16 protein-coding genes, 1 other RNA gene, 2 pseudogenes and 1 CRISPR repeat array (1 of these 20 only partly in view) are annotated in these 21,442 nt (G+C 46.8%); of the genes and pseudogenes, 5 read left to right on the top strand and 14 right to left on the bottom strand.

Annotated features, from left to right (window positions below; translation table 11 throughout):
• Window positions 1–118 precede the first annotated feature (118 nt).
• From ETF27_RS11210 to ETF27_RS09985, 4 genes are all read right to left on the bottom strand, one after another.
• Window positions 119–358 (bottom strand): MuF-C-terminal domain-containing protein, encoded by a 240-nt coding sequence (locus tag ETF27_RS11210; protein ID WP_255418133.1) that lies wholly within the window; start codon window positions 356–358, stop codon window positions 119–121.
• A gap of 174 nt (window positions 359–532) precedes the next feature.
• Window positions 533–1,849 (bottom strand): zinc-dependent metalloproteinase lipoprotein, encoded by a 1,317-nt coding sequence (locus tag ETF27_RS09995; RefSeq protein WP_147785767.1) that lies wholly within the window; start codon window positions 1,847–1,849, stop codon window positions 533–535.
• A gap of 12 nt (window positions 1,850–1,861) precedes the next feature.
• Entirely contained in the window at window positions 1,862–3,301 is a 1,440-nt protein-coding gene (locus ETF27_RS09990) for a hypothetical protein (protein ID WP_147785766.1), read from the bottom strand.
• Between the two features lie 174 nt (window positions 3,302–3,475).
• Window positions 3,476–5,074: a helix-turn-helix domain-containing protein gene (locus ETF27_RS09985; protein WP_147785765.1), complete on the bottom strand. Its 1,599-nt coding sequence runs from the start codon at window positions 5,072–5,074 to the stop codon at window positions 3,476–3,478.
• Window positions 5,075–5,339: 265 nt separating this feature from the next.
• Here ETF27_RS09985 and rnpB point away from each other — a divergent pair.
• The 4 genes from rnpB to ETF27_RS11770 all read left to right on the top strand — a co-directional run bounded on the left by rnpB (window position 5,340) and on the right by ETF27_RS11770 (window position 7,205).
• Window positions 5,340–5,718, top strand: an RNA gene (rnpB, locus tag ETF27_RS09980) — RNase P RNA component class A.
• Window positions 5,719–5,787: 69 nt separating this feature from the next.
• Window positions 5,788–6,225: a hypothetical protein gene (locus tag ETF27_RS09975; RefSeq protein ID WP_130829723.1), complete on the top strand. Its 438-nt coding sequence runs from the start codon at window positions 5,788–5,790 to the stop codon at window positions 6,223–6,225.
• Window positions 6,226–6,270: 45 nt separating this feature from the next.
• Window positions 6,271–6,678, top strand: coding sequence for a YkvA family protein (locus ETF27_RS09970; RefSeq protein ID WP_130828743.1), 408 nt, complete (start codon window positions 6,271–6,273; stop codon window positions 6,676–6,678).
• Window positions 6,679–6,881: 203 nt separating this feature from the next.
• A complete protein-coding gene (locus ETF27_RS11770; RefSeq protein ID WP_130829724.1) occupies window positions 6,882–7,205 on the top strand; it encodes a DUF3843 family protein in 324 nt (107 codons plus the stop codon).
• A 789-nt stretch (window positions 7,206–7,994) separates the two neighbouring features.
• Here ETF27_RS11770 and ETF27_RS09960 read toward each other — a convergent pair.
• The 9 genes and pseudogenes from ETF27_RS09960 to pyrB all read right to left on the bottom strand — a co-directional run bounded on the left by ETF27_RS09960 (window position 7,995) and on the right by pyrB (window position 17,512).
• Window positions 7,995–9,380, bottom strand: a complete 1,386-nt coding sequence (locus tag ETF27_RS09960; protein ID WP_277016615.1) for a threonine/serine exporter family protein — start codon at window positions 9,378–9,380, stop codon at window positions 7,995–7,997.
• Window positions 9,381–9,504: 124 nt separating this feature from the next.
• A complete protein-coding gene (locus ETF27_RS09955) occupies window positions 9,505–11,193 on the bottom strand; it encodes a putative transporter (RefSeq protein ID WP_147785764.1) in 1,689 nt (562 codons plus the stop codon).
• A 151-nt stretch (window positions 11,194–11,344) separates the two neighbouring features.
• Entirely contained in the window at window positions 11,345–12,046 is a 702-nt protein-coding gene (locus tag ETF27_RS09950) for a substrate-binding domain-containing protein (protein ID WP_240048178.1), read from the bottom strand.
• 24 nt (window positions 12,047–12,070) lie between these two features.
• Window positions 12,071–12,244, bottom strand: a pseudogene (locus tag ETF27_RS11670) (LysR family transcriptional regulator); the annotation flags it as partial.
• Window positions 12,245–12,388: 144 nt separating this feature from the next.
• Window positions 12,389–13,927, bottom strand: coding sequence for a toxin-antitoxin system YwqK family antitoxin (locus ETF27_RS09945; protein ID WP_147785763.1), 1,539 nt, complete (start codon window positions 13,925–13,927; stop codon window positions 12,389–12,391).
• Window positions 13,924–15,093: a replication initiation protein gene (locus tag ETF27_RS09940; RefSeq protein WP_130828746.1), complete on the bottom strand. Its 1,170-nt coding sequence runs from the start codon at window positions 15,091–15,093 to the stop codon at window positions 13,924–13,926. Before ETF27_RS09940 ends, ETF27_RS09945 begins: the two co-directional genes overlap by 4 nt.
• 460 nt (window positions 15,094–15,553) lie before the next feature.
• Window positions 15,554–16,012, bottom strand: coding sequence for an aspartate carbamoyltransferase regulatory subunit (pyrI, locus tag ETF27_RS09935; RefSeq protein WP_130828747.1), 459 nt, complete (start codon window positions 16,010–16,012; stop codon window positions 15,554–15,556).
• Window positions 16,013–16,061: 49 nt separating this feature from the next.
• Window positions 16,062–16,496, bottom strand: coding sequence for a BACON domain-containing protein (locus ETF27_RS09930; RefSeq protein WP_240048176.1), 435 nt, complete (start codon window positions 16,494–16,496; stop codon window positions 16,062–16,064).
• 71 nt (window positions 16,497–16,567) lie between these two features.
• On the bottom strand, window positions 16,568–17,512 hold the full coding sequence (pyrB, locus tag ETF27_RS09925; protein WP_130828748.1) for an aspartate carbamoyltransferase: 945 nt from the start codon (window positions 17,510–17,512) through the stop codon (window positions 16,568–16,570).
• 171 nt (window positions 17,513–17,683) lie between these two features.
• Here pyrB and ETF27_RS09920 point away from each other — a divergent pair, with 171 nt between their 5' ends.
• Window positions 17,684–19,987, top strand: coding sequence for a transglycosylase domain-containing protein (locus tag ETF27_RS09920; protein ID WP_130829725.1), 2,304 nt, complete (start codon window positions 17,684–17,686; stop codon window positions 19,985–19,987).
• Window positions 19,988–20,439: 452 nt separating this feature from the next.
• On the opposite strand, the pseudogene ETF27_RS09915 reads toward ETF27_RS09920, so the two are convergent.
• A pseudogene (locus ETF27_RS09915) lies at window positions 20,440–21,082 on the bottom strand (transposase); the annotation flags it as partial.
• Between the two features lie 294 nt (window positions 21,083–21,376).
• A CRISPR array of direct repeats spans window positions 21,377–21,442; the repeat unit is 36 nt; unit sequence GTTGCTTCATATTTTGATTCTACATCAAACCACAAC (it continues 563 nt past the right edge of the window).

Below are 21,442 nucleotides of genomic sequence, written 5' to 3'. Positions count from 1 at the left end.
AATAATTAGGACATTATTGAACTTTTTCATATTGAGAGAAAGGTTTTCGCTTTTTCAATGTTCCGGCTAAATAGGCTTTAATGACCGATTGAGGATTAAGTTGAATAATTTTTATCATTTATTGAAACATAGATAGCACCTTGGCTTGCAGAGCTTTTTCTTTGTTTATATAGGTAAGACAGCCTTTGTTTATCCAGTTTACAACATTACTTTCCCTTTTGCCAAATACAGAAGAAACAATATTGAAATCAACATCAACACCGTTTTTGCTAAGAGTAATTGCAACCATTATATTTTTCCTTTGTGAACGAAGTTTTGTATGTATAGTACGATTACTCTCTCGCTGATAATTGTTGATATCAATTCAAAAGCCGGAAAGAAAAGAATAAAAAGCAGTGGAAGTACAGAGAAAGGAAAGATGAATTACACATGTTTAAGGACACTACCCAGTACCCAATATAAAACCACCCGAAACAAGATGGTGCGTTCCGGGTGGTTTGATTTTTTGTTTATTTCTTTCTGTTGTGTGTGATTACTGACAGATGGCGTGTCGTACGGGCATTTTGAAGTTTCGCTTGGAAACGATTTTCTGTTTAGCTGTGCGAATTTTCGGTCCGGGTACGAACGGACTGTGCAGCAATACGTATTGCATTCTTTTGGCTTGTTCTTCTGTAAATTTGTTTCTGAGCGTCCAATAGTAATCCATTATGTTGTTCGATGTGAACTGTTCGCCTGTAATGCTGTTGGTTCTCAATATCCACTTGTTTACGTCCTCCTGTGTGAACTTTGGATGTGCCAGTGTGTATTTTGAAAGCTCCTTCAGGTATTTCTTACGGTTATAGGTGGGTGTGTCTTTACAAAAGTCGCTGTCTTCGTTGTAGTCGGTTTTCATATTGGCATCTTCTCCAAACACGTGTCTCAGTCCGAGGTAGTGTCCTAATTCGTGAGCGATGGTTGACACGAAGTTGGTGCTTTCGAGGTTGTTTCCGGGTTTGGTGTAGGCGTAGAGGCTGTTTACGCTGACGCAATATGAGATGGGCAATTCGGTCGGCGCGATGTTGTTTGGAAGTTTTTCCAGACCGTCGAGCGCGTCGGGAGCTATGGTATATGGAAGTGTTGTGACACCGGTTATATCAGGATCAGAGAAGTTGTACAGACAGATGTTCACGTAGCGGTTTTGATCCCACAACAGGTCTCTGTAGCGTTTTGGAGCAGCTTCAGTATATCCCATGAACCGTTTGTAGTCTATTTTATCGATGTTCCATTGTACTCTGTGTACTCCTGGCTCAGCCATTGTGACCCCATTGGGTGTTTCTGTTGCCATAACGAATTCTACATTGAGGTGAGGTGCGGCTTCTTTCCATATTTTGTTTACATCGGATAGCACTTCTTTCAGGTATCCTTCTCTTAAGTTTTGCTTTTCGTTTTTTGCGTCTCGGTAGATGACATGAAATACGACGGGAAGTTTGTAAGCGTAGTTCTCATCAGGTTTCTGGGCAGTCTCCTGTACTATTTCGATGGTTTTCGTTTGTGTTCCATCTACTGTTGCGAGGGTGAGAATGTCTTTTCGCTCATCTCTGTACAGGTTTTCCGTTATATTGATTTCTACTTCTCGTGTGCCTTCTCCGTTTGTAATTTCAGGAACGGCCCATCCTTGTTTCGATGAGATAGTCCATGCCACGTTTGATGTGACCTTGATGTTTATTTTTGCTCCCTCTACTGGGGCTTTTATTTCTGTTTTGTCAATTTCGAGTATTGAGTTTTGTATTACATTCTCATCTTCGCATGAAGCAAAAAGCATTGCTGTGCCGAGAATCATGAATAGCATGATTTTTCTTATCTGTTTCATAATCGTGTTCGCTTATTTGTTAAAAAATGAATTGTTGATGCTTTTTCGGGGCATGACTTTTCTCAGGATGTTGTTTTTCCTGACTCCGAGGACTCCGGGTTTTGCGTATTGACTGTAGTCGGCAATTCCTGATGTGGGGCCTGTATAGTCAATGGTGATGTGCTTTCCCTGTGGTGTTGTCAGATCAGCCTTGACCGTAATGTCTGTTCCCTTGGTGGTAATGGTCAGTTTTCCTCCACTCACCAGACCTATTGACTCATAGTCGAGAGCATCGCCGATTCGGGTATAATAAGTTCCTTGTGGGACATACATTCCGAATACTTCTCCGTACAGACCTGCGATGATTGTAAATGGTTGTAGGGTTATGCCAGGGGCGGACGTCACTACCTTGTCGTATGTGCCTGCCAATTTGCTGATGTCCATGGATGGACTGTAAGGTGTAAGCAGTGTGAGGTTAAGTAAATCGCCTGCTCCTGAGATGAATCCGCCTTGGTCGGTAGGCGTGTTGTAGAATGTCAGATTATATGTTCCGTACTGTCCGGCTTTGTCTTTGGAGTAGTTGCCTGACATGTTGGTTGGAATAACGTTCACGTCTTTCTCCAGTGGGTTGTAAACTGCTGGGTCAAGGCAGGTGAATGGGAGCTTTCCGCTGAAGTGGCATTTGATGTTTTTCTCTATGCCGTTGTCTTCAATCTTCAGGTCAGCGTCAAATGTATAGACGTCGTCTTTTGTGCGATCAACTTTTACGTCTCCGTCAACGATTTTGTATTCGTATCCGTTTGATGCCACTCCGTCTTTTACTTCTGTTGCGATTACGAAGTTACAGTTGAAAGCATCGGCTGTGCCTACCTCGTGTCCGTCAGACAGATGATAGGTGCCTGGATTCAGTTTCGCGTTCCGACTGTCGTTTGAGAGGACGTCGCCTATGAAGAGACGAAGTGCATGGTCGTTTACGCGGGTTGGGAGTCCTGATGTGCTTATGGGGCCATCGGTAAAAGCCAGCATGTAATAGCCTACGTTGTTTTTATAGAAGTCTCCGTAGTACTGTATCCACCCCTCTTTCAACTCTACATAGTAGGCGTATGTTTTTCTAGTTGTGAATGCGAGTGTTTTAGTTTTCACTTCCGTTACGTTGCGTACTGCTATATATACGACGTAGTCTTTTTCGGGGAGGAGGTTGTTGATGGTTACTTCCTGTTTCCCGCCTTGCAGCGACAGTGCCTGTCCGTCTTTGAGTATTGTGGCAGGTGTGGGAGCTTTTTCTGTTGCAAGTTGGCAGATGTATGCTCCGGCTTCGGTCGGGTTTCCTTCAACGCTGAACATGAATGATTCTGTTCCGGTTTCAATGGCAGTTACCGATAGGTCGGGTATCACTGCCCGTGTTTCGTCTGTTTCGCAGCCTGCCAATGCCAATGCTGTCAGCAGGAGAAATGCATGGATAAAATTTTTCATAAGTGTTTTATTATTATTGTTATGTACGAATCGGATTGTCTGCACGATGTTTTGAATGCCGTCTTCGTGCGATGGAACGCTGCGGTTCGTCAGTTACAAAATTAAACAATTATGCTTAAAAGATTAATAAAAAAATGGAAAATTGTGTGACTTTACATAAAAAGTCACACAATTTTAGGCTTTTGTATGTGTTTTTGCTATTTTCTGATAATCTGATGGTGACAATCCAGTAACTCTTTTGAAGGCTCTCGAAAAGCTTTCTCTTGCCTTGAAGCCTACGCTGTGTCCGATGGATTCAAGTGTGAATCGTTGGCTGTTGGTTATATCGTTCATGCGACGGCACGCTTCTTTCACTCTGTATTCGCTCAGGAGCAGAATGAAGGATTGTCCGAACTTTTCGTTGATGACTTGTGATATGTCTTTTTTTCCGGCATGGCATAGTTTTGCCAACTGTTCGATGCTGAAATCCTCGTTGTAGATTTCTTCCGATTCTTTCATTACTTTTTCTATTTTCTGCCTGAGCATGGATTTCCCTTCTTCGTCGAGGTTGCTTTTGCTGTATTTTGGTTTGCCGCCTGCAATTTGTAGTTGCATTCTCTGATAGAGAGTGATGTTTTGATTCTTCAGTCGTCTGTTTTTTCTGAATAGTATAATGAGAAAAGCTATGGTTATGAGTACGATGCCAGCGCTAAGGAGTGCCAATAGGTTTTGCAGTCGGCGTTTTTGTTTTAGGTTGCTCACTTCGTTTGCAAGGCTGCGCACGTTGCTGAGCAGATGGTTGTTTTTCACGCTGTTTAGGTTGTTGGCAATGAGCAGTGAGTCCCGATTTCTGTAGTATGCCAGTTGGTATCGGTCGGCGCTTTCTTTCTTTCCTTTTTCGTTAAACAGTGCGCAGAGCAGTTTGTCGGCATCGGTTTCCACGTCTTTTAGTTTCAAGGTTCTGCCCATTTGTTCCAGTTTCAGGGAGTAGGCGAGTGCTGAGTCTGGTTGTCCAGCCATTTTATATATGCTTGCTATGTGCCAGCATGAGGCGCATCGCAGTCGATCGTCAATGCTGTTCCTTCCGTATTTCATTTGTTTTTTCAATATGGCGGTGGCTTCTGCGTAGCGTTTTTTTTGTAGCGCTCTGACCACTTTCAGCATCATTCGGGCATATTGCTGGTGTGGTGTGGGCTTGGTGATGTGTGTTTGTTCAAACAAGTCGGTCTGCTTCCTGAATGCGTTGATGTTTTCTTTTTCCAGTCCGAAGTTCCAGAAGTTGATGAACGAGGACACCATGTTTGTCCAGTCTTTCATCTGGAGTGCCTTGTTGAATGCCTTTCGGTAGTAGTGGCGTGCCGCTTCGACGTTGTTTGCCGATGGGAAGCATACGGCATAAAGGCTATAGAGGTGTCCCATGTTTTGATTGATGGAAATGCGCAGTTTTTCGTCTTCGCAATATTGGTTAGCTTTTATGAGGCACTCCATGGCACTGGCGTAGTCGAAAAGATAGAACATATAGATGAATCCGCTTCGGTTGTAGCCTATGGCGATGTAGCGTTTTTCCTCGGTGGTAAGTCGTTTTTTGTGTTGGAGTTTAGTGATTAGCATGATGTTGTAAATCAGTGCGCTGTCAGGGCGGTTGCCTACAACGAGCGCAGCGTCTGCCATGTTTAGCAGTTGTCTTTCTGTCATTTTTGTTTTCAGCCCGCCCCAGTCCTCGTTTTGCGCATGAATCAATGGCAGTGTAAGGAGCAGAAGGCACAGGATGATGCTATAGCGTTTCCAGTTCATATTGCAAAGATACAACTTTATATTGAATGCGAGATGGATATCTATTTCAAAAACTCGCTCTTTCCTTTTCAATTGCGGTGTTGTCTGCCAATAGTATTAAAACCCTTGTTATGTTTTCGTCTCATGTTTTTGATCAGGAATTTTTTTGCTTTAGTGAAAACAACTTCTTATACTTTTTGAAAAATCATTAAGGAAACTGCCTAAAAAAAACAAATATCCTTTGCTTTTTATACGAAATACATTATCTTTGCAAAGAAATACTTAGGTAGTACCCTGGTTCTGTCGCTGGTATTTTTATACGAGAGGAAAGTCCGGGCAGCATAGGGCATCCTGCTTCTGAAAGTAGAAGCTATTGGCAACAGTAGATATAGGTAGAAGAAAATAACCGCCATCAACTGTGGTAAGGGTGAGAAGGTGGTGTAAGAGACCACCGGGCAAGATAGGTAACTGTCTGCTCGTACCGTTCAGGAGCTGCAAGTTCATGTAAACCGTTGTTTGAGAGTTGCCCGCTCGAAACTATGTTACAACGGAGGGTAGAACGCTATACTGTATGAGGCGACTCGTCAGACAGATAGATGACAGATGTTTTCATCTTTCGAAAGAAAATGAAAAAACCGAACCCGGCTTATAGGGGTGCTGCTTATTTTATTACTCACATCTCTCTCTCGTGAAAATGGGAGAGAGATGATGAGATTTTCCAACACACAATGAACATGAAGTTTTCACAGGAATATAGAACTGCTTTGTATGACTTTCAACATCAGGTTGAAAGTAAAATAAAGAACAATGAACATGATGCCACATTCCCTCAACGGCCTTCACAGCTAAGTGAAGAAGAACTTGCGGATTATCTCTTTGAGTATCAGGCAGCTTTAGATAGTGCAGGGAGTGAGAGATCTCAATATACGATTGCCGGATTTCTTATTTTTTTACCAATCATTGTGCTATCTGCCTTTCCAGATCAAACTCTCCCTTTTAAGGGGTTCTATAATGTTCTGATGGCGATTGGAATAGGATTGGTATTATTTCTCGTTTATAAAATCTTATCTAAGTTGAACGTACAGCGAAAAATAAAAGTGGTAAATACAAAGTATCCTTATGCGAAGAATTATGTGGACAAAGTTATTGACTATCAAACGGTAAAGGGATAATTAGCGAGTAGAATATCTTTTCAAGAAACAAAACCTTTAATGAATATGGAATTACCAGATTTAACCAAATATACGAACCGCTTTTCAAAGACAGGGTTTATAGATAAAATTCAGCGTATCGCGAAGAGATCCGGTGCTAAATTGGTTTATGCCGCTTTAATACTTTTCTATTCAATGGAGAGCGACAAAATCTCAATCAAAGACAAAGCAATTATAATAGGTGCATTGGGTTACTTGATTACCCCATTGGACGTGATTCCGGATGCAATACCGATTACAGGTCTGGGTGATGATCTCGCTGTTTTGATTTACGTCCTTCATAAGATATGGGGAGAAGTGGATGAAGACGTGAAGAATAAAGCGCATAAAAAGCTAAGTCAATGGTTTGATGAGGACGAAATGAAAGCTGCCGACAACCTATTCTCTAAAGATAAATTAGATGACCCGATTTGATTTATCCGATTTGCGCATTGAACTTATGAATTAAATATAATAACAACTGCAATTAATGAATTAAGACAAATGTTTCTGCAATACATCATTATCACTGTTGTTTTGTTGGCTTCGTTAACTTATGCCATTGCGCTTATTGTCAAAACTCTTAAGATAAAAAAAGGAGTTTGTGATGGATGTCCCGGCTGTAAGCTTAGTAACAAATCACAGGGAGGACAAAAATAAATGAAAAGAATATTATTGTTTTCATTCCCGATGAACACAAAGAATTTGAAACCATAACCAATGTAGCACAATGTATCAGTGATAAAAACAATCCCTATTACGATCCGACCATAGACGTGGATAGCTGTTGGCACACCTTTATAAATCTATTTTCACAAGAAATGCTGGAATACCTTTTCAATCACAATATGTTCGCCAATCTTATGTTTCCCACGACAAACGGTAATAAAGCAGAAGCGAGGAAATTGGTAGTGGAAAACTGGGATTTCTTGGCCAGATGTTATAAACGAATGAACTATTAAATACCAATATCGAAAGCAAAATTAAGAAAAAGTTGGAAGCACTTCCGACAGAGAATGTTATTAGTTTGATGATGAGTCTGTCCGGGTAATACAAAAGACAAGCATATTCTTTATTTAGCCGGGTCATTGAAGACGCGAAAATCCTTCCCGGTTATATGGGAAAAATTCAATAATGTCCTAATTATTCTTCGTTCGTCTATTCAAAGCTTAGCTTTTGCTTTCCAAAAGGTAAGCTTTTGCAATGCAAAAGGTCATGGATTGGAGTGCAAAAGCTAAGCTTTTAAATCGGAATTAATATCATTCTGATTATCAATAGATTATGAATGGTGTTCCGGACGTAGCTTTTGTAATATAATTTCCTGATGATGGTCGAAGAGAATGTTCGCTATCAAGCGTTTGTTTACCATCGCATGAATACGAATTTTGGGGTCATGAAGGAATATGTGTTATTTACCATTGCAAGAAAATACGTCCAAGCTCATGATTTGATACGACCTTGCATTAGGCTTCCACAAAATCATTTAGGGCACTATTGAGAAAAAGATAAAAGATTTCTCACTGCCATACAACATTGAAAAATTCTAATAAGCGATTTGGGTTGAAAGAAAACAGCGTACAATCCAATAAGAATCGTACGCTGACACTGTGTAGGCTTTGAAGTGTGGCGGAAGCAATGCCGCTTTTTCAAGTCACCATGTCAGTAGTTTACGGATTATCGCGACACAGTGCTCCGCCGACAACACAGTTAGGTAAAAATCGTCAGTCAGTATCTTCCCCCATCGCCTGCCACTACGAGAGTTCCGACAGATGAGTCATCTCGTTATGCTTCGTGCGACGTGCCTGAACGAGTTTGAGCAGGCGCAGCATCGACTTCGGTTCAATCATCCGCCTGACGAAAATATTGGGTATAGCCACTCCCAGCGCTATGAACAGGATGACGAGACTGGCCTTGATGCCGTAGTTGAAGGCCACCGTCAGCTCGCCGACAACGCCCGTCATCTCAATGAAACCGAAGAGCGAGCGATACATGAGCACACCGGGAATCATGGGAATGACCGCCGGAATGGCTATGACCTGATGGGGAATGTTGTGCCACACCATCTGCCGGGTGGCAATAAGGCTGATGAGTGCCGATCCGACAAACGAGCCGATGATGATGCCCTGGTCGAGTCCCACGTTGCCGTTGCTCTCCCCAAGGTTGACGAAGTTGCGCGTGCAGACGGCAATGATGCCTGAAATGGCCAGCACAGGGAGTATGCGCCGCGGCGTGTTGTAGATGGTCGAGAAGCCCATCGCCGAGATGGCCGCCGCCAAAGCATAGTCGAAATAAGTGTTGTGGGGCGTCATGCTGAGGTCCTTCACAAAGTTGTCGATGCCGCAAATCTGAATGGCCAGCACAATTCCGAACGACATGGCGAGCAGCATCATCAACGTAGTGTAGGCCCTTGTCGCACCCACCGACACATGGTTGCTCACCATGTCGCTGACAAAGTTGATGAGCGGCACACCGGGGACGATGAACAGCGTGCAGGCCATCAACGGATGGTAGGGCGTGGCACTATGCATGAATGCCGGAACGCTCGCCGCAATCTCCGGGTCGAGCGACAGAAAGGAAGTGAGCCAGGCCAGTATGGTGGCTAAAAAGGCACTGACAGCTATTGCCACATAGGTGTTAATGTCGTGCCGTGCCAGCCACATCTTCAGTCTGAAGCCCAGTATTGCGGGCAGCGACGCATAGAAGAAGGCCGTCCAGTCGCACCCGAACTGCACACAGAAGCCACCACACGCAAAGCCAGCGGCCACGGATATCATCCAAGGGGTGTAGTTCTTCGGCACGTGACTCAGCGCATCGAGTTCCTCTTCGTACCTATCGAGACTCCAGTCCTCACGCAGCGCCTGCCAAAGCATCTTGCTGACGCGCGAAATGACAGTGAACTCGATGACGTGGTGGTCGCACCGCTGGTATTTGGAGAACGAGTGTCGCTCGTCGCTGATGTTCACCATGATGATGTCGTAGTCAAGGTGAATGTGAACATACTCCTCAGGCAGTCCGAGGAAAGCCTCGCAGCGTCGTAGGTTACGCATGATTCTGTTACAGTCGGCGTTGCTCGACATGAGAATGGCACCTGTGCGCACAAGTAGGTTGAGTTTGCGGCGCAGTTCGTGCTCTGTCATGTTTCGTTCGTCATCAATGGCCTGTCGTCGCAGTGCCGCTTCCTCGTGAAGCAGCAGCTCGTCGAGCTCCATCGATCTTTCGGGCTTTGAGGATTTGTCTCCTTGCATGTTGTAAACGTTTTATTTAGACGATAGACATGATGAGCACCTGAATGATGATGATGCGCAGAATCATGGCCAAGGGGTAAACAATCGTGTAGCCGATAGACGGTACATCGGTGGAAGTCAGTTCGTTAGCATAGGCCAGTGCCGGAGGGTTCGTGTTGCCACCCGACAGCACTCCCATCAGCGTGAAGAAGTTGAGGTGCATGAAATAGCGACCGATGATGCCCCCGATGAGTATCGGCAGCATGGTGATGGCCAGTCCATAGCCTGCCCACTGCAGCCCTTCGGCAGTGACAACGGTTGAGATGAAATCGCGACCGGCCTGCAATCCCACACAGGCGAGGAACATTGTGATGCCGATTTCACGCAGCATGTTGCCCGATGAGAAAGTGGCGATGTTCAGCAGATGATGCTTCGTTCCGAAATAGCCCATCAGTATGGCGATAATCATTGGTCCGCCAGCCAGTCCGAACTTAATAGGCTGCGGCAGTCCTGGAATGATGAAAGGAATATGGGCGAGCACACAGCCGAAGGCTATGCCTATAAAGATAGGAATAAGGTCACCGTAGGAAGTGCGATTGTTGCGCTTCGACACTTCAGAGTCGGTGTGTGCCAGTGCGTTTTCTGTGCCAACGACGGTCAGCACGTCACCAGTCTGCAACACGAAGTCAGGAACGGCAACATAGTCGATACCGTTGCGGGTTACTTTCGCCACGTTTGCCCCAAAGCGCGATCTGATATTGAGTTCCTTAATGGCCTTGCCGTTTAGTAAAGTATTGGAAACCAAGAATCGGTTTACATTCATGATGCTGTCGAACTTCGTCCAGTCGAAGTCAATTACTTGTCCGAAGAGTGCCTTCATGATGGCAACGTCCTTCGGAGCGATAGCCACGCCGATACGATCGCCCTCGTGTAGCATGGTGTTTCCTGAAACAATGTGGCATGTTGAGTCATCGTCCTTGAACACAATGCGTGTGACCATGAAGTCGCACTTGGCAAACCGGCTGATTTCGCCTATCGTCTTGCCGATGATTCGCTCATTGTCCACCTCGACGGTGATGTGGCGAATGCTCAACCTCTCTGTGCTGCCGAGTCCGCGAAAGGCATTTTCCTCTTCCTTTCGGAGATTGATGCGCAGCACGTAGCGAAGGATAATGAATGAGAGAACAACGCCCAGCACACCCATGGGGTAAGTGACGGCATAGCCGATGGCAATCTTTGGTGCGTCAATGCCGAAGATGTCGGTCGTCGCCTGCTGTGCCGCACCGAGCGCCGGGGTATTGGTGACCGCACCGGAGAGGATGCCTGCCATGGTGGGCATGGGGATATTGGCGACATACTTGATAATGAGCGTTATCAGAATGCTCATGGCAAGGACCATCAGCATCAGTCCGTTGAGCGCAAGACCTCCGCGACGGAACGATGAGAAGAAACCAGGGCCTACCTGAAGGCCGATGGCAAAGACGAAGATGATCAACCCAAGTTCCTTCACAAAGTGGAGTAAGTTGGGCTCAAGGGTCATGTTGAACTGCCCGAAGAGTATACCGACGAGCAACACCCATGCAAGTCCCAGCGACACTTGCTTGACTTTGATTTTGCCCAAGAGCAGCCCAAGAGCCATTACGATTGACACAATCAGGACAGAATGAGCCACTCCGCCGCCCCAGAAATCAGGGAATCCACAAAAAAGATTCTGCAATAAATCCATATCCTTTTATATTTCAAAATTAAGTTGATAATTGTAAATCGATGGCAAAGGTATGGATTTACGACAATCGGCAGAATCATTGTTTACTGATTCTACCGATTGCTGGTATCATTGAAACTAATAGCAGGTGGCAACGATGGTCTCAGGCGCCTCAATCCAAGGCCCGCTGCACCATGACCGCTGTGGTCTGGGTAATCATTTTGATGAACTCCTGTGTCGAACACTTCACGTATGCGCCCTTGAGCAGGTGGATGCATCCGCTGATTTCATTGCCCTCGGCGATGATGGGGATTGCTCTGAGGTCGTGGCTCTTGATGATAGTCGATTCCGCCAGTATGGTGGCGTATTTGGCATGACTGATAAGATCGAGCAAAAGGCTGACGTTGTTGACTTCCACCTTCACGTTGTAGTTGTAGTCGGTGCGCTCAATGAGTTTCTCGAATGTGTTGCGGGCCTGCAATCCACGGCAAGGGAGCACAAGGTCGTAGTGCTGAAGCTCGTCGAGGGTGATGCCATCGGCATGGTAGAGGGGATGGTTGCGACTGACGATGACAGCCAGCCGGTTGGCGAAAAGTGGGCGGCGGTCGATGGCTGCGTCGCCTTTCGGTGAGCTGAGAGCCAGCATAATGTCTATCTCTCGTTGCTTGAGCATCTCCATCAGTTCCTCCATCGAGTCGTAACGGATGTTGAGTTTCACCTTGGGGTATTGCCTGAGAAAGGCGATAACGGCTTTGGTGACGATGGAAGCGAAAGAGAAGGTCACACCGATGTTCAGCTCTCCCGTCCGAAGGCTCTGCAAATCGGTCATGTGCTCCATGCATTCGGTCACGGAGTCTATGGCTTTGCGCGCCACTGGTGCAAATTCACGTCCCGCCTCTGTGAGATGAACCTCATGACTGTTGCGCTCGAAGAGGGGTTGACCGACTTCCTGTTCGAGTTGGCTGATCTGCTGCGACAGATTGCTTTGCGAAATGAACAGTCGGCGACTTGCTGTCGAGAAGTTCAACGTCTCTGTTACCATCAAAAAATATTTGAGTTGTCTGATTTCCATAATCCTATTCTGACTCTTTCAGTTTTCCGTTATTTTGTCATACCTTACCTTTCACCTTGTCATAGCTTACCTTTCACTTTGTCATAGCTCACCTTTCACTTTGTCATAGCTCATCTATTGTTTTGACGGTGCTTGAAGACGGGGTTATTTTGCTTCCAACTGCACGTGGTAAAGCCCTGCATACGCACCATCGACGTGGGTGAAGATGACGATGACGGCATAGGGATCGCCTGCCTTGTTGTGAGCGGGATGCTGCAAAACGAAGTTGCCGTCCATGTCACGGAAGTCTCCTCCGCCCAGCACCGTGAACCCTTGCGCCAGTGCATCCTCTGCCAAATGCGTCATTTCGTCGGCCGAACTCGTATAGAGATTGATGCGCTGGATGGTGAAACGGTTACCCATGCCGACGCCGAAGAATCCCATCTGACGTGGGTTCTCGCCCGAAACGATGTCCTTTCCCGACTCATCGTCGTAGTACATGTTATGATTGTAGGCGAGTTCCTTCTGCGCCCCGTGACCCTTGATGGTCTGCGACAGTGTGAGACCGTGACTGGCGGCCAACGAATCGAAGAAGGTCAGTTCGTTGGTGCGGTTCTCTCCGCCTGCCAAAAGCTGGTAAAGGGCGGCAAAGGAGAACTCTCCCTTGGCACGGGGGATGGCAGGATGTGATGGCTTGGCTGGTTTTTCGGCTTCTTGTCGTACAGGTTTCGGCACTTGGGTGGTGGCGATACGGGCGGCGGTGGCGGCGCCGACAGCGGCAGCATCGGTGACTTTGCCTCGCTTCAGCTGGGCTCTTGCTCCTTTTTTGGTGGTTGGTTTCGACTGGATGTCTGCAACTGGCGGAACCGTCGCTGGCGTTTCGTGTGCCGGCGGCTCAGCAATCCCTGGCTCTGGATAGCGAACGGTCTCGGCAAGTCTTTCCGACTCGGTCTTCTCCCGTTCAAATCCACTCGGCGAAACATTGCCGTTGTCAGCCACGGGGGTCTCGCTCCGCGCAACGTCGGCAATGGTTTTGTGCGACGGCAGCTCACGCTCCCCTGACCGGGCGACGGGCTTTTGCTGGTCCATTCCCGACGCAACGGCCTGTGCCTGCGCCATGATGAAGGGCTCGTCCTTCCGATACTCTTCGCAGAAGCTGTCGGTGTGTGTCTGTTGGCTGATGTATTTGTCGTGGCCTCCTCGCTGTTCGCTCACCTTTGAGCCGTTACGCCAAACGGTGGTGTATTCAAGTTTCCCCGATTCGTTGTAGGTGTAGGTGGTTCCGTTGAGCAATCCGTTGTTGTAGTTGAGCTTCATGCCCACCATGCCACTGGGATAGAACGAGACGGCTCGCCCATGAGCCTTCCCACCCTTATAACGCATGATCGACTCCACACGTCCCGACCGGTGGAAGGTGCGCGCCACTCCCGTGAGCACCGTGCGACGGTCGTCCTTCCGGTTGATGCTAACGTAGTGTTTCTCGGCGCACAGTCGCCCGTCGAGTGTGTATTCGCGGAACATTTTCCTGCCTTTGGCGTCTCGTGTCATGATTCGGTAGAATGCCGCTCCTTTGGCATTTCCTACGCCGTATCCGTTCTTGTTGTAGAAGATGGCACTTTTAGGGTAGTGGTGTGGTGTGGGCTGTGCTGCCGTTGGATGAAGTGCGAGCGTGAGCATGAGTAGGTTCAGTAGTAGCTTTCTCATTCTTTCAGTTCCTCCACTTCTGTGTTGGGTACTTCGCGATCCTTGAGCATCTGATCAAGACTTTTGAAAGTGTAGGCTGCTTTGTCATTAATATAAGTGGTGGCGAACCGTTGCCTGAGATCGATGAGTTTTTGCATTGCCTCGGGATAGGTTTCCGCCGTGATACGGTTTGCCATTTGCTTGGCGTTCATTGGCGTGAAGCCGAAGTATTGCACGAGCATTTGTTGGAACTGGCGGCGTTGCAATTCGGTCATCTCCTCCAATTGGGCGTTCATCTTGTCTTTTGCTCTGTAGATGACGAACACCAATTCGTCGGGTTCTCCGCCACGTTGTCCATGGTCGTATTTTTTCTTGTAGTCGAAGTAGCAATCACAAAATCCCTTGTCAGCCAAATCCTTGAGTTCCTGTTTTGCCGGTTCGAGAACGCGTCGGCAGAAGTCTGAGAATTTTTTGTAGTTATTTTCCAATCGCAGCATCTTTCTGAACTCGTAGGTTTTTATCACTGTTCTTCCCTTATCTATCCATGACTCTATGAACATGTAAATGCGTTGTGTGTATCGGTTCTTGCAGGCGAAGACGATTTGTTTTCCGAGTCGGTGGTAGCCAAAGTCGAGCGATACGAGGCGTTCTGCCACCGAACGGTCGAGTTTCAGTATGGCGTATTTGTTATAGGAGCGGTCTTCCGGGATATATACGTCGCAGAGGTTGGTCGCCTTGGTGTATTTTCGTCCCTCTGAGGTTTTGTAAGGTATTTCCACCGGTATGGATGCCAGCATTTTCAGCGAGTTGCGCAGTTGCGGATAATGGTTGGGATCTACTCCCAACTCCTTGAATGGCAGTTTGATGGGCATTCTTCCGTCCTCATCGAGCTCGTTGGTTTGAAAGAGATCCAACTGTGGCGACCTTTTATTGTTAAGTATGCCGTGCAGAATGTTTTGGAGGCTCTCCACTATCGACACGAGTATGCGCACCTGTATGAGCGAGTAGTCGTGTCGCATCATTGTTACGGCGATGGGTTGTAGTAGCCATGTCTCCTCCTCAATGGGAATGAGCTCGTCTGATATGCTTCGTTTCACGGGTGCTTTCTTTGCTTTTGCTCCCCATTTCCGTGTTGTCTTTTCAGCTGTTTGTGCCGTTTTCTTTTCTTTGTCTTGCGTGGTTGCCATATAAGTTTACCGATTTTGTCTATCCGGGTTTGCGCTTGTTTTACCTTTCGCTTTCCCATACCTTTTGTTTGTTGGGGGAATGCTCGTGAAATTGCCGAGCGCAGCCCACATTCTGCAAAGATAAGTAAAGTTTTTCATTTATGCGTGTTTGTGGCGACAAAAAAATAAAATTGTGTCGTTCTAGATAAAATGAAGAGCTTTTCGTTGCAATGTGAATATGAAAAGGAATGTCAATGAGCGTTTCTGATGTATCTTGTTGCAAGGGCTAACACACTGAATGATTACATGAGATGTATTATCTATCAACCATTGATAATAATGTATTTACAAGAATCTGTTAAATCTGATATTTTGCCATTATCAGGCAATCTTTGTTTGTAAAGGCGCGAGCTATTCTGTGGCAAGATATGAGAAATAGAGTCGGGAGGGAGATGCACTCACATCTTTATAGATGGTTTCCCTATTCGCATAGTTCTACCTTATCTATATATTGCTCCTTGTCGCAATAATGGCATTTCAGAATGCCGTGCTCCTTGTCCACAACATTGAAGATGGTAGGCATGGGTTCGTTGTTGGTGATGCACTTGGGGTTGTTGCATTTTACGATGCCGTGTAACTCGTCTGGGGTTACCACTTTTTTCTTTTCCACCACTTCGTAGTCTCTGATGATGTTCAGCACGATGTTCGGAGCCACCACTGAGAGACGCGAGATTTCATCGTCGGAGAAGAACTTATTGCTGATTTTGATGATGCCTTTTCGTCCTATCTTGTCGGATGAGAAGTTGCATCCTATGGTAACAGGTGTAGCAAGTTTTTGGAGTTCCAGCAGATTAACCACCTGAAAGGTCTTCCCTGCCGGTATATGGTCTATGACGGTGCCGTTCTCGATGGCGGCTACAAGTCTTTCTTTCTTTGACATTTTCTTTCTTTGTTGTTGGTGTTGATAATAGGGTAGGGATGGCTTTGTCCTATTCCTTCTTCTGTACTATATTTATGGTGTCGAAGATGTCGCCTGCCGTTACATAAACTGTGAGGGTGCGTTCCTTGCCCGTCGTGTTGGGTTCGATGGTGAGCCAGTAGGTGTTGCCTTTCACCTCAATCTCGTACCAGTCTTTTTTAATATGGCGGTAATCCCATTCTTTGCCTTCCTCGACGGCGAGAAATTTCTTGCCATCAACGGTGACGTATGAATCGAGCCATGGTCGGCTGTAGTTCGTGCAGGTGACGGCGAACGTTCCTCCTTTCGCCTCGGCAGTAATCTTGGTGGGATTGCCTGGGTGATCAGCTACCCATTCCATTGGATCCCACAATCCGTCTGGGTCGGTCTTGTCGCCACAGGAGGCGAAGCCAAGCAATGCGCTTGCCATAAGCAGGCAGCATGCGATGTGTTTTGTTTTTCTCATATTTGTAGTTATTATCGTTGAATTGCGATAGCGGGTCGCGACATTGCGACATCCGCACCGCCCCACGTTGGTTATAGTATCGTCTTGTCCGCTCTCACTGCTTCGAGTGTAATGCCGAGCGAATAGCAGTAGATTGCCTCGCGCGCGAAGAGTCCGTTCTTTGCCTGTTGTATGTAGTAGGCGTGTGGATTTTCGTCCACGTCGTAGGCAATCTCGTTCACTCGTGGCAGCGGATGCAGGATTTTCATGTTGGATTTCACACCTTCGAGCATGCTGTTGCGCAGTATATAGACGTTCTTCACGCGTTCGTATTCCATGAGGTCGGAGAAGCGTTCCTTCTGTACGCGAGTCATGTAGAGGATGTCGGCGTTGGCAATCTCTTCTGATGTAAACCGGCTGCTTTCGGTGAACTTTATGTTGTGATTCTTGCAGTACAGCTTATATTCATCAGGCATCGCAAGTTCTTCAGGCGCAATGAAGTGGAATGTTGGATTAAAGTGTCTCATTGCCATTATGAGCGAGTGTACGGTGCGTCCGTATTTCAAGTCGCCCACGAGATAGATGTTCAGATTTTCGAGCGTTCCCTGCGTCTGATGAATGGTATAGAGGTCGAGCAGGCACTGTGAGGGGTGTTGGTGCGCTCCGTCTCCGGCGTTGATGATGGGGACGGGAGCCACCTCGGAAGCATATTGCGACGCTCCCTCAATGTAATGCCGCATGACGATGGCATCGGCGTAGTTGCCCACCATAAGGATAGTGTCCTTCAGCGTTTCGCCCTTGCTCACACTCGAGACTTTCGCATCGGTGAAACCGATGACGCGCGCTCCGAGCCGGTTGGCAGCTGTCTCGAAACTGAGTCGTGTGCGAGTGGACGGTTCGTAGAAGAGGGTAGCGATGACCTTTCCCTTGAGCAATTCCCGGTTGGGATGTTTCTCGAACTCCTTCGCCATCGTGACAAGGTAGAGTATCTGTTCTTTGGACAGGTTTCGGATGTTCACGAAGTTATGTCTTTCCATAAAAAATACGAGTTAGTCTGTTTCGAGTGTAAAGGTACGGAAATATTTTTGTCATTGCCAAAAAACGAGACAATAATTTTGCACTTTCCTCAAATTCAATTATCTTTGCAAAGGTTTACAACGTTCCGGCAACAGCCATTGTCGGCAGATAAGATAAGTATAGACACGCGCATGAGACGACACATCGTACATTTTCTTTGGGCAATGCTGCTCATCCTCCTTACGCTCACGGCGGTTTTCTTCGTGGCGGTGTGGCACGGATGGGTGGGTTATATGCCTGATATGGAGGAGCTTTCCAACCCTGTCGATAAGTTCGCTTCACAGGTTTATTCCTCTGATGGTCAGCTCATCGGAACGTGGAATCAGGATAATGCCAACCGTGTGGCAGTGGATTACAACAGTCTGTCGCCCCATCTCGTCCACGCCCTTGTCGCGACAGAGGATGAACGATTTTACGAACATTCCGGCATTGATTTCATCGCGCTCGGACGTGCCATCATCAAACGTGGTGTGATGCGACAACAAAGTGCCGGAGGCGGTTCTACCATCACTCAGCAATTGGCAAAACAAGTCTTTTCAGAGAAAGCACACAGTACGCTGGAACGCTTGCTACAGAAGCCAATAGAATGGATTATTGCTGTGAAACTCGAACGCTACTTCACCAAGGAAGAGATAGTGGCAATGTATTTGAACTATTTCGATTTCCTGCACAATGCAGTGGGTATCAAGCGCGCCGCCAATGTCTATTTCAACAAGGAACCGCAACAACTCAGCGTTACACAGGCAGCTACTCTCGTGGGACTCTGCAAGAATCCTTCGCTTTTCAATCCCTTGCGCTACCCACAACGCTGTCGGCAGAGACGTAACGTGGTGCTTATGCAAATGAAAAAGTGCGGATACATCACTCATGAGGAATACAACGAACTCATACAGCGCCCCCTTGACATTGCCTATACACGCTACAAGCCCGTGGACGGCTCGGCGGATTATTTTCAGGCATTTTTGCATCAGTACATGATGGCGAAGAAACCCGAACGCGAGAATTATCCTGAATGGAAAACACGCGAGTTCACACTCGACTCCATTGCGTGGGAACAAGATCCGCTCTACGGCTGGTGCAACAAGAACCAGAAGCGAAATGGTGAGAACTATGACGTGAATACCGATGGATTGCGCATTTTCACCACCATCGACACTCGTATGCAGCAATATGCCGAGAAAGCTGTACGAAAACATGTGGGCGGATACCTGCAGGCGGAATTCAACAAGGCGAACCGTTATAAACGCAACGCGCCATTCTCTGACAACATTTCTCGGACGAACATTAAGGCCATCCTGAACAGGGCTTGCAAACAGAGCGTGAGATACAGGCAGATGAAGGAGATGGGAGCATCTGACGAGGAAATCGTGCGCAGCTTCCGCACACCCCACGAAATGACACTCTTCACCTATCACGGTAATATCGACACACTCATGACACCCATCGACTCCATAAGATATTACAAGTCGTTCCTCCGTGCCGCTTTCATGAGTATGGACGTGCGCACGGGAGCCGTAAAAGCCTACGTGGGGGGGATAGACTATGAGCATTTCAAATACGACATGGTGATGGGCGGACGCCGACAGGTAGGTTCCACCATCAAACCTTATCTCTATGCGCTCGCCATGCAAAACGGAATGACACCTTGCAGTACTGCTCCCAACGTGCAACGTACCTACGGCGGATGGACGCCACGCAACACCTCGCGAGCACGCTACGGACAACAGGTAACGTTGAGATGGGGATTGCAGCAATCGAACAACTGGATATCGGCCTATCTTATCAATCTCCTCGGACCATCGCAGTTCGTGAATATCTTACACGACTTTGGCTTCAACAATCCCGACATCGACAAGAACACGTCACCGGTGCTTTGTTTGGGTCCGTCGGAACTCTCCGTGGGCGAGATGTGCAGTGCCTATACCACTTTCGCCAACCGTGGTGTGAGGTGCGCGCCACTCTTCGTTACGAAGATAGAAGACAGTCATGGCAATGTCATCGCCAAGTTCCAACCGCTTATGAATGAGGTCATCTCGCAGGAGAGCGCGTATAAAATGCTGGATATGCTGCAAGCGGTCATCGATGGAGGCACCGGTGGACGACTGCGTTATCGATTCAATATCGAAGGACCCGTAGGAGGAAAGACAGGTACTACCAACAACAACTCCGACGGATGGTTCATGGCATTCACACCCCAGCTCGTCAGTGGTTGTTGGGTGGGCGGTGAAGACCGCGACATTCATTTCGATAACACGGCAATGGGGCAGGGAGCCACCATGGCATTGCCCATTTGGGCTTATTACATGCAGCAGGTTTATGCCGACCCCCGATTAGGTTATACCCCCGAGTCCCATTTCGAGATTCCGTCATCGTTCAATCCCTGCGAGTCGGTCGATTCCGTATTCGTGAACGGCATTCAGGAAATCTATTTCTAACCGGTTTTAACCCCGTTCGCTATAGCTCATAGCAATACTTGCTTGTCCGGACAAGACAACAGACAAATATTTTCTTTATTTAGTCGGGGCGTTGAAGACGCGAAAATCTTTCTCGGCGATATGGGAGTAGTTCAATATTGTCTTGTTTTTTCATTCTATCCATGCAAAGCTTACCTTTTGCATGCCGAAAGCTAAGCTTTTGTACTGCAAAAGGTCATGAATCGGGGCTCAAAAGCTAAGCTTTTAAATCTAGACTAATATTCCACTGAATATCAATAGGTTACAAATCGCATCCCGAGTACTGTTTTTGTCATGTTATTTCATGGCGATGACAGGGGCAAAATGGGCTCAATAGAAATTTCCTGGGGAATAATTTGTTATTTATCTTAATAATTCCGGCTTTCGCATCATGGAAGAACATATGTTACGCTGTCATCCTTCAAAAGCTCGACTTACAACCAACAGATGATTGAATACCCCTTTGTTTCATTAAAGTTGGAACCCACTCCTTGAATACTCCATTTTATCATGGTTCGAATAAGGCACAAAAGAAACCGCATGGCTCTTTTGAAGTTGAAGGCAAGCCGCAGCGAGCATCACGTTGATGGCATCACCCAAGAGACCCTTGTAGAAGTTCCTCCCCAATCGATGATCTGCCTTGCAGTGCCCTATGACAGGCTCTATTCCTGCTCTCTTGCGGAAGAACCTTTGTTTTTTCTTTTTCTTGTGTGGCGAGTCGCTTGCCTTGGGAACGCCGGGTATCATGATGTTCGTCTCTCCGCACGTCTCCTGCCCGCGATACCCTCTGTCCCCCGCGAGTCTTTTGATTTTCCTGCCATAGACCCTGCCGACCTGCTCCATTGCCTTGTCTATCGTATGACCGTCGTATTCATTGCGGAAAGATAATGCACCGACAATGAGACCATTCCACAGTCTGACAAGGGAGACTTTATTGCCGAACTCGTATTTCTTGTGGTCCTTCCCCTTGCTGATGCACAACACGTCCGGCTCATGAAGGGAGTAGATCTTGTGACCGTCCCTTCTCTCGCCGTTAACGAACTTCATGCAGACCTCAATACGTTCTTGGTAAGAGTTCTCAAGGCTTGGCTATGCGTCCGTTGTCTTTACAATACAAGGGGGGCAAAGGAACGCTCAAAGGTTTCCCAATTTATCAGATTGGCAAGTTTATACATTGGATGGGTGGGATTGAGCATGGAGGTCAAGTCCCAAACATTGATACCTGATGGGTGTCGGATGGAGATTTATACATTGTTGATTTGCAAGATTTACCATATAAAGATACAAAAACTTGTAGATATACGCAAATTATAAAAGAGTTATTTTATTGATAATCAATAGGCTATTTACTTTTCAAGGGACGACTAGTTAGTTGCTTCATATTTTGATTCTACATCAAACCACAACCATTCATCGTTGAAAATATCCTTTAGCTTT

Origin of the sequence: Prevotella brunnea (genome assembly GCF_008016795.1) — a bacterium.
Classification (GTDB): domain Bacteria; phylum Bacteroidota; class Bacteroidia; order Bacteroidales; family Bacteroidaceae; genus Prevotella; species Prevotella brunnea.
This window is presented reverse-complemented; position numbering and strand designations above follow the sequence as displayed.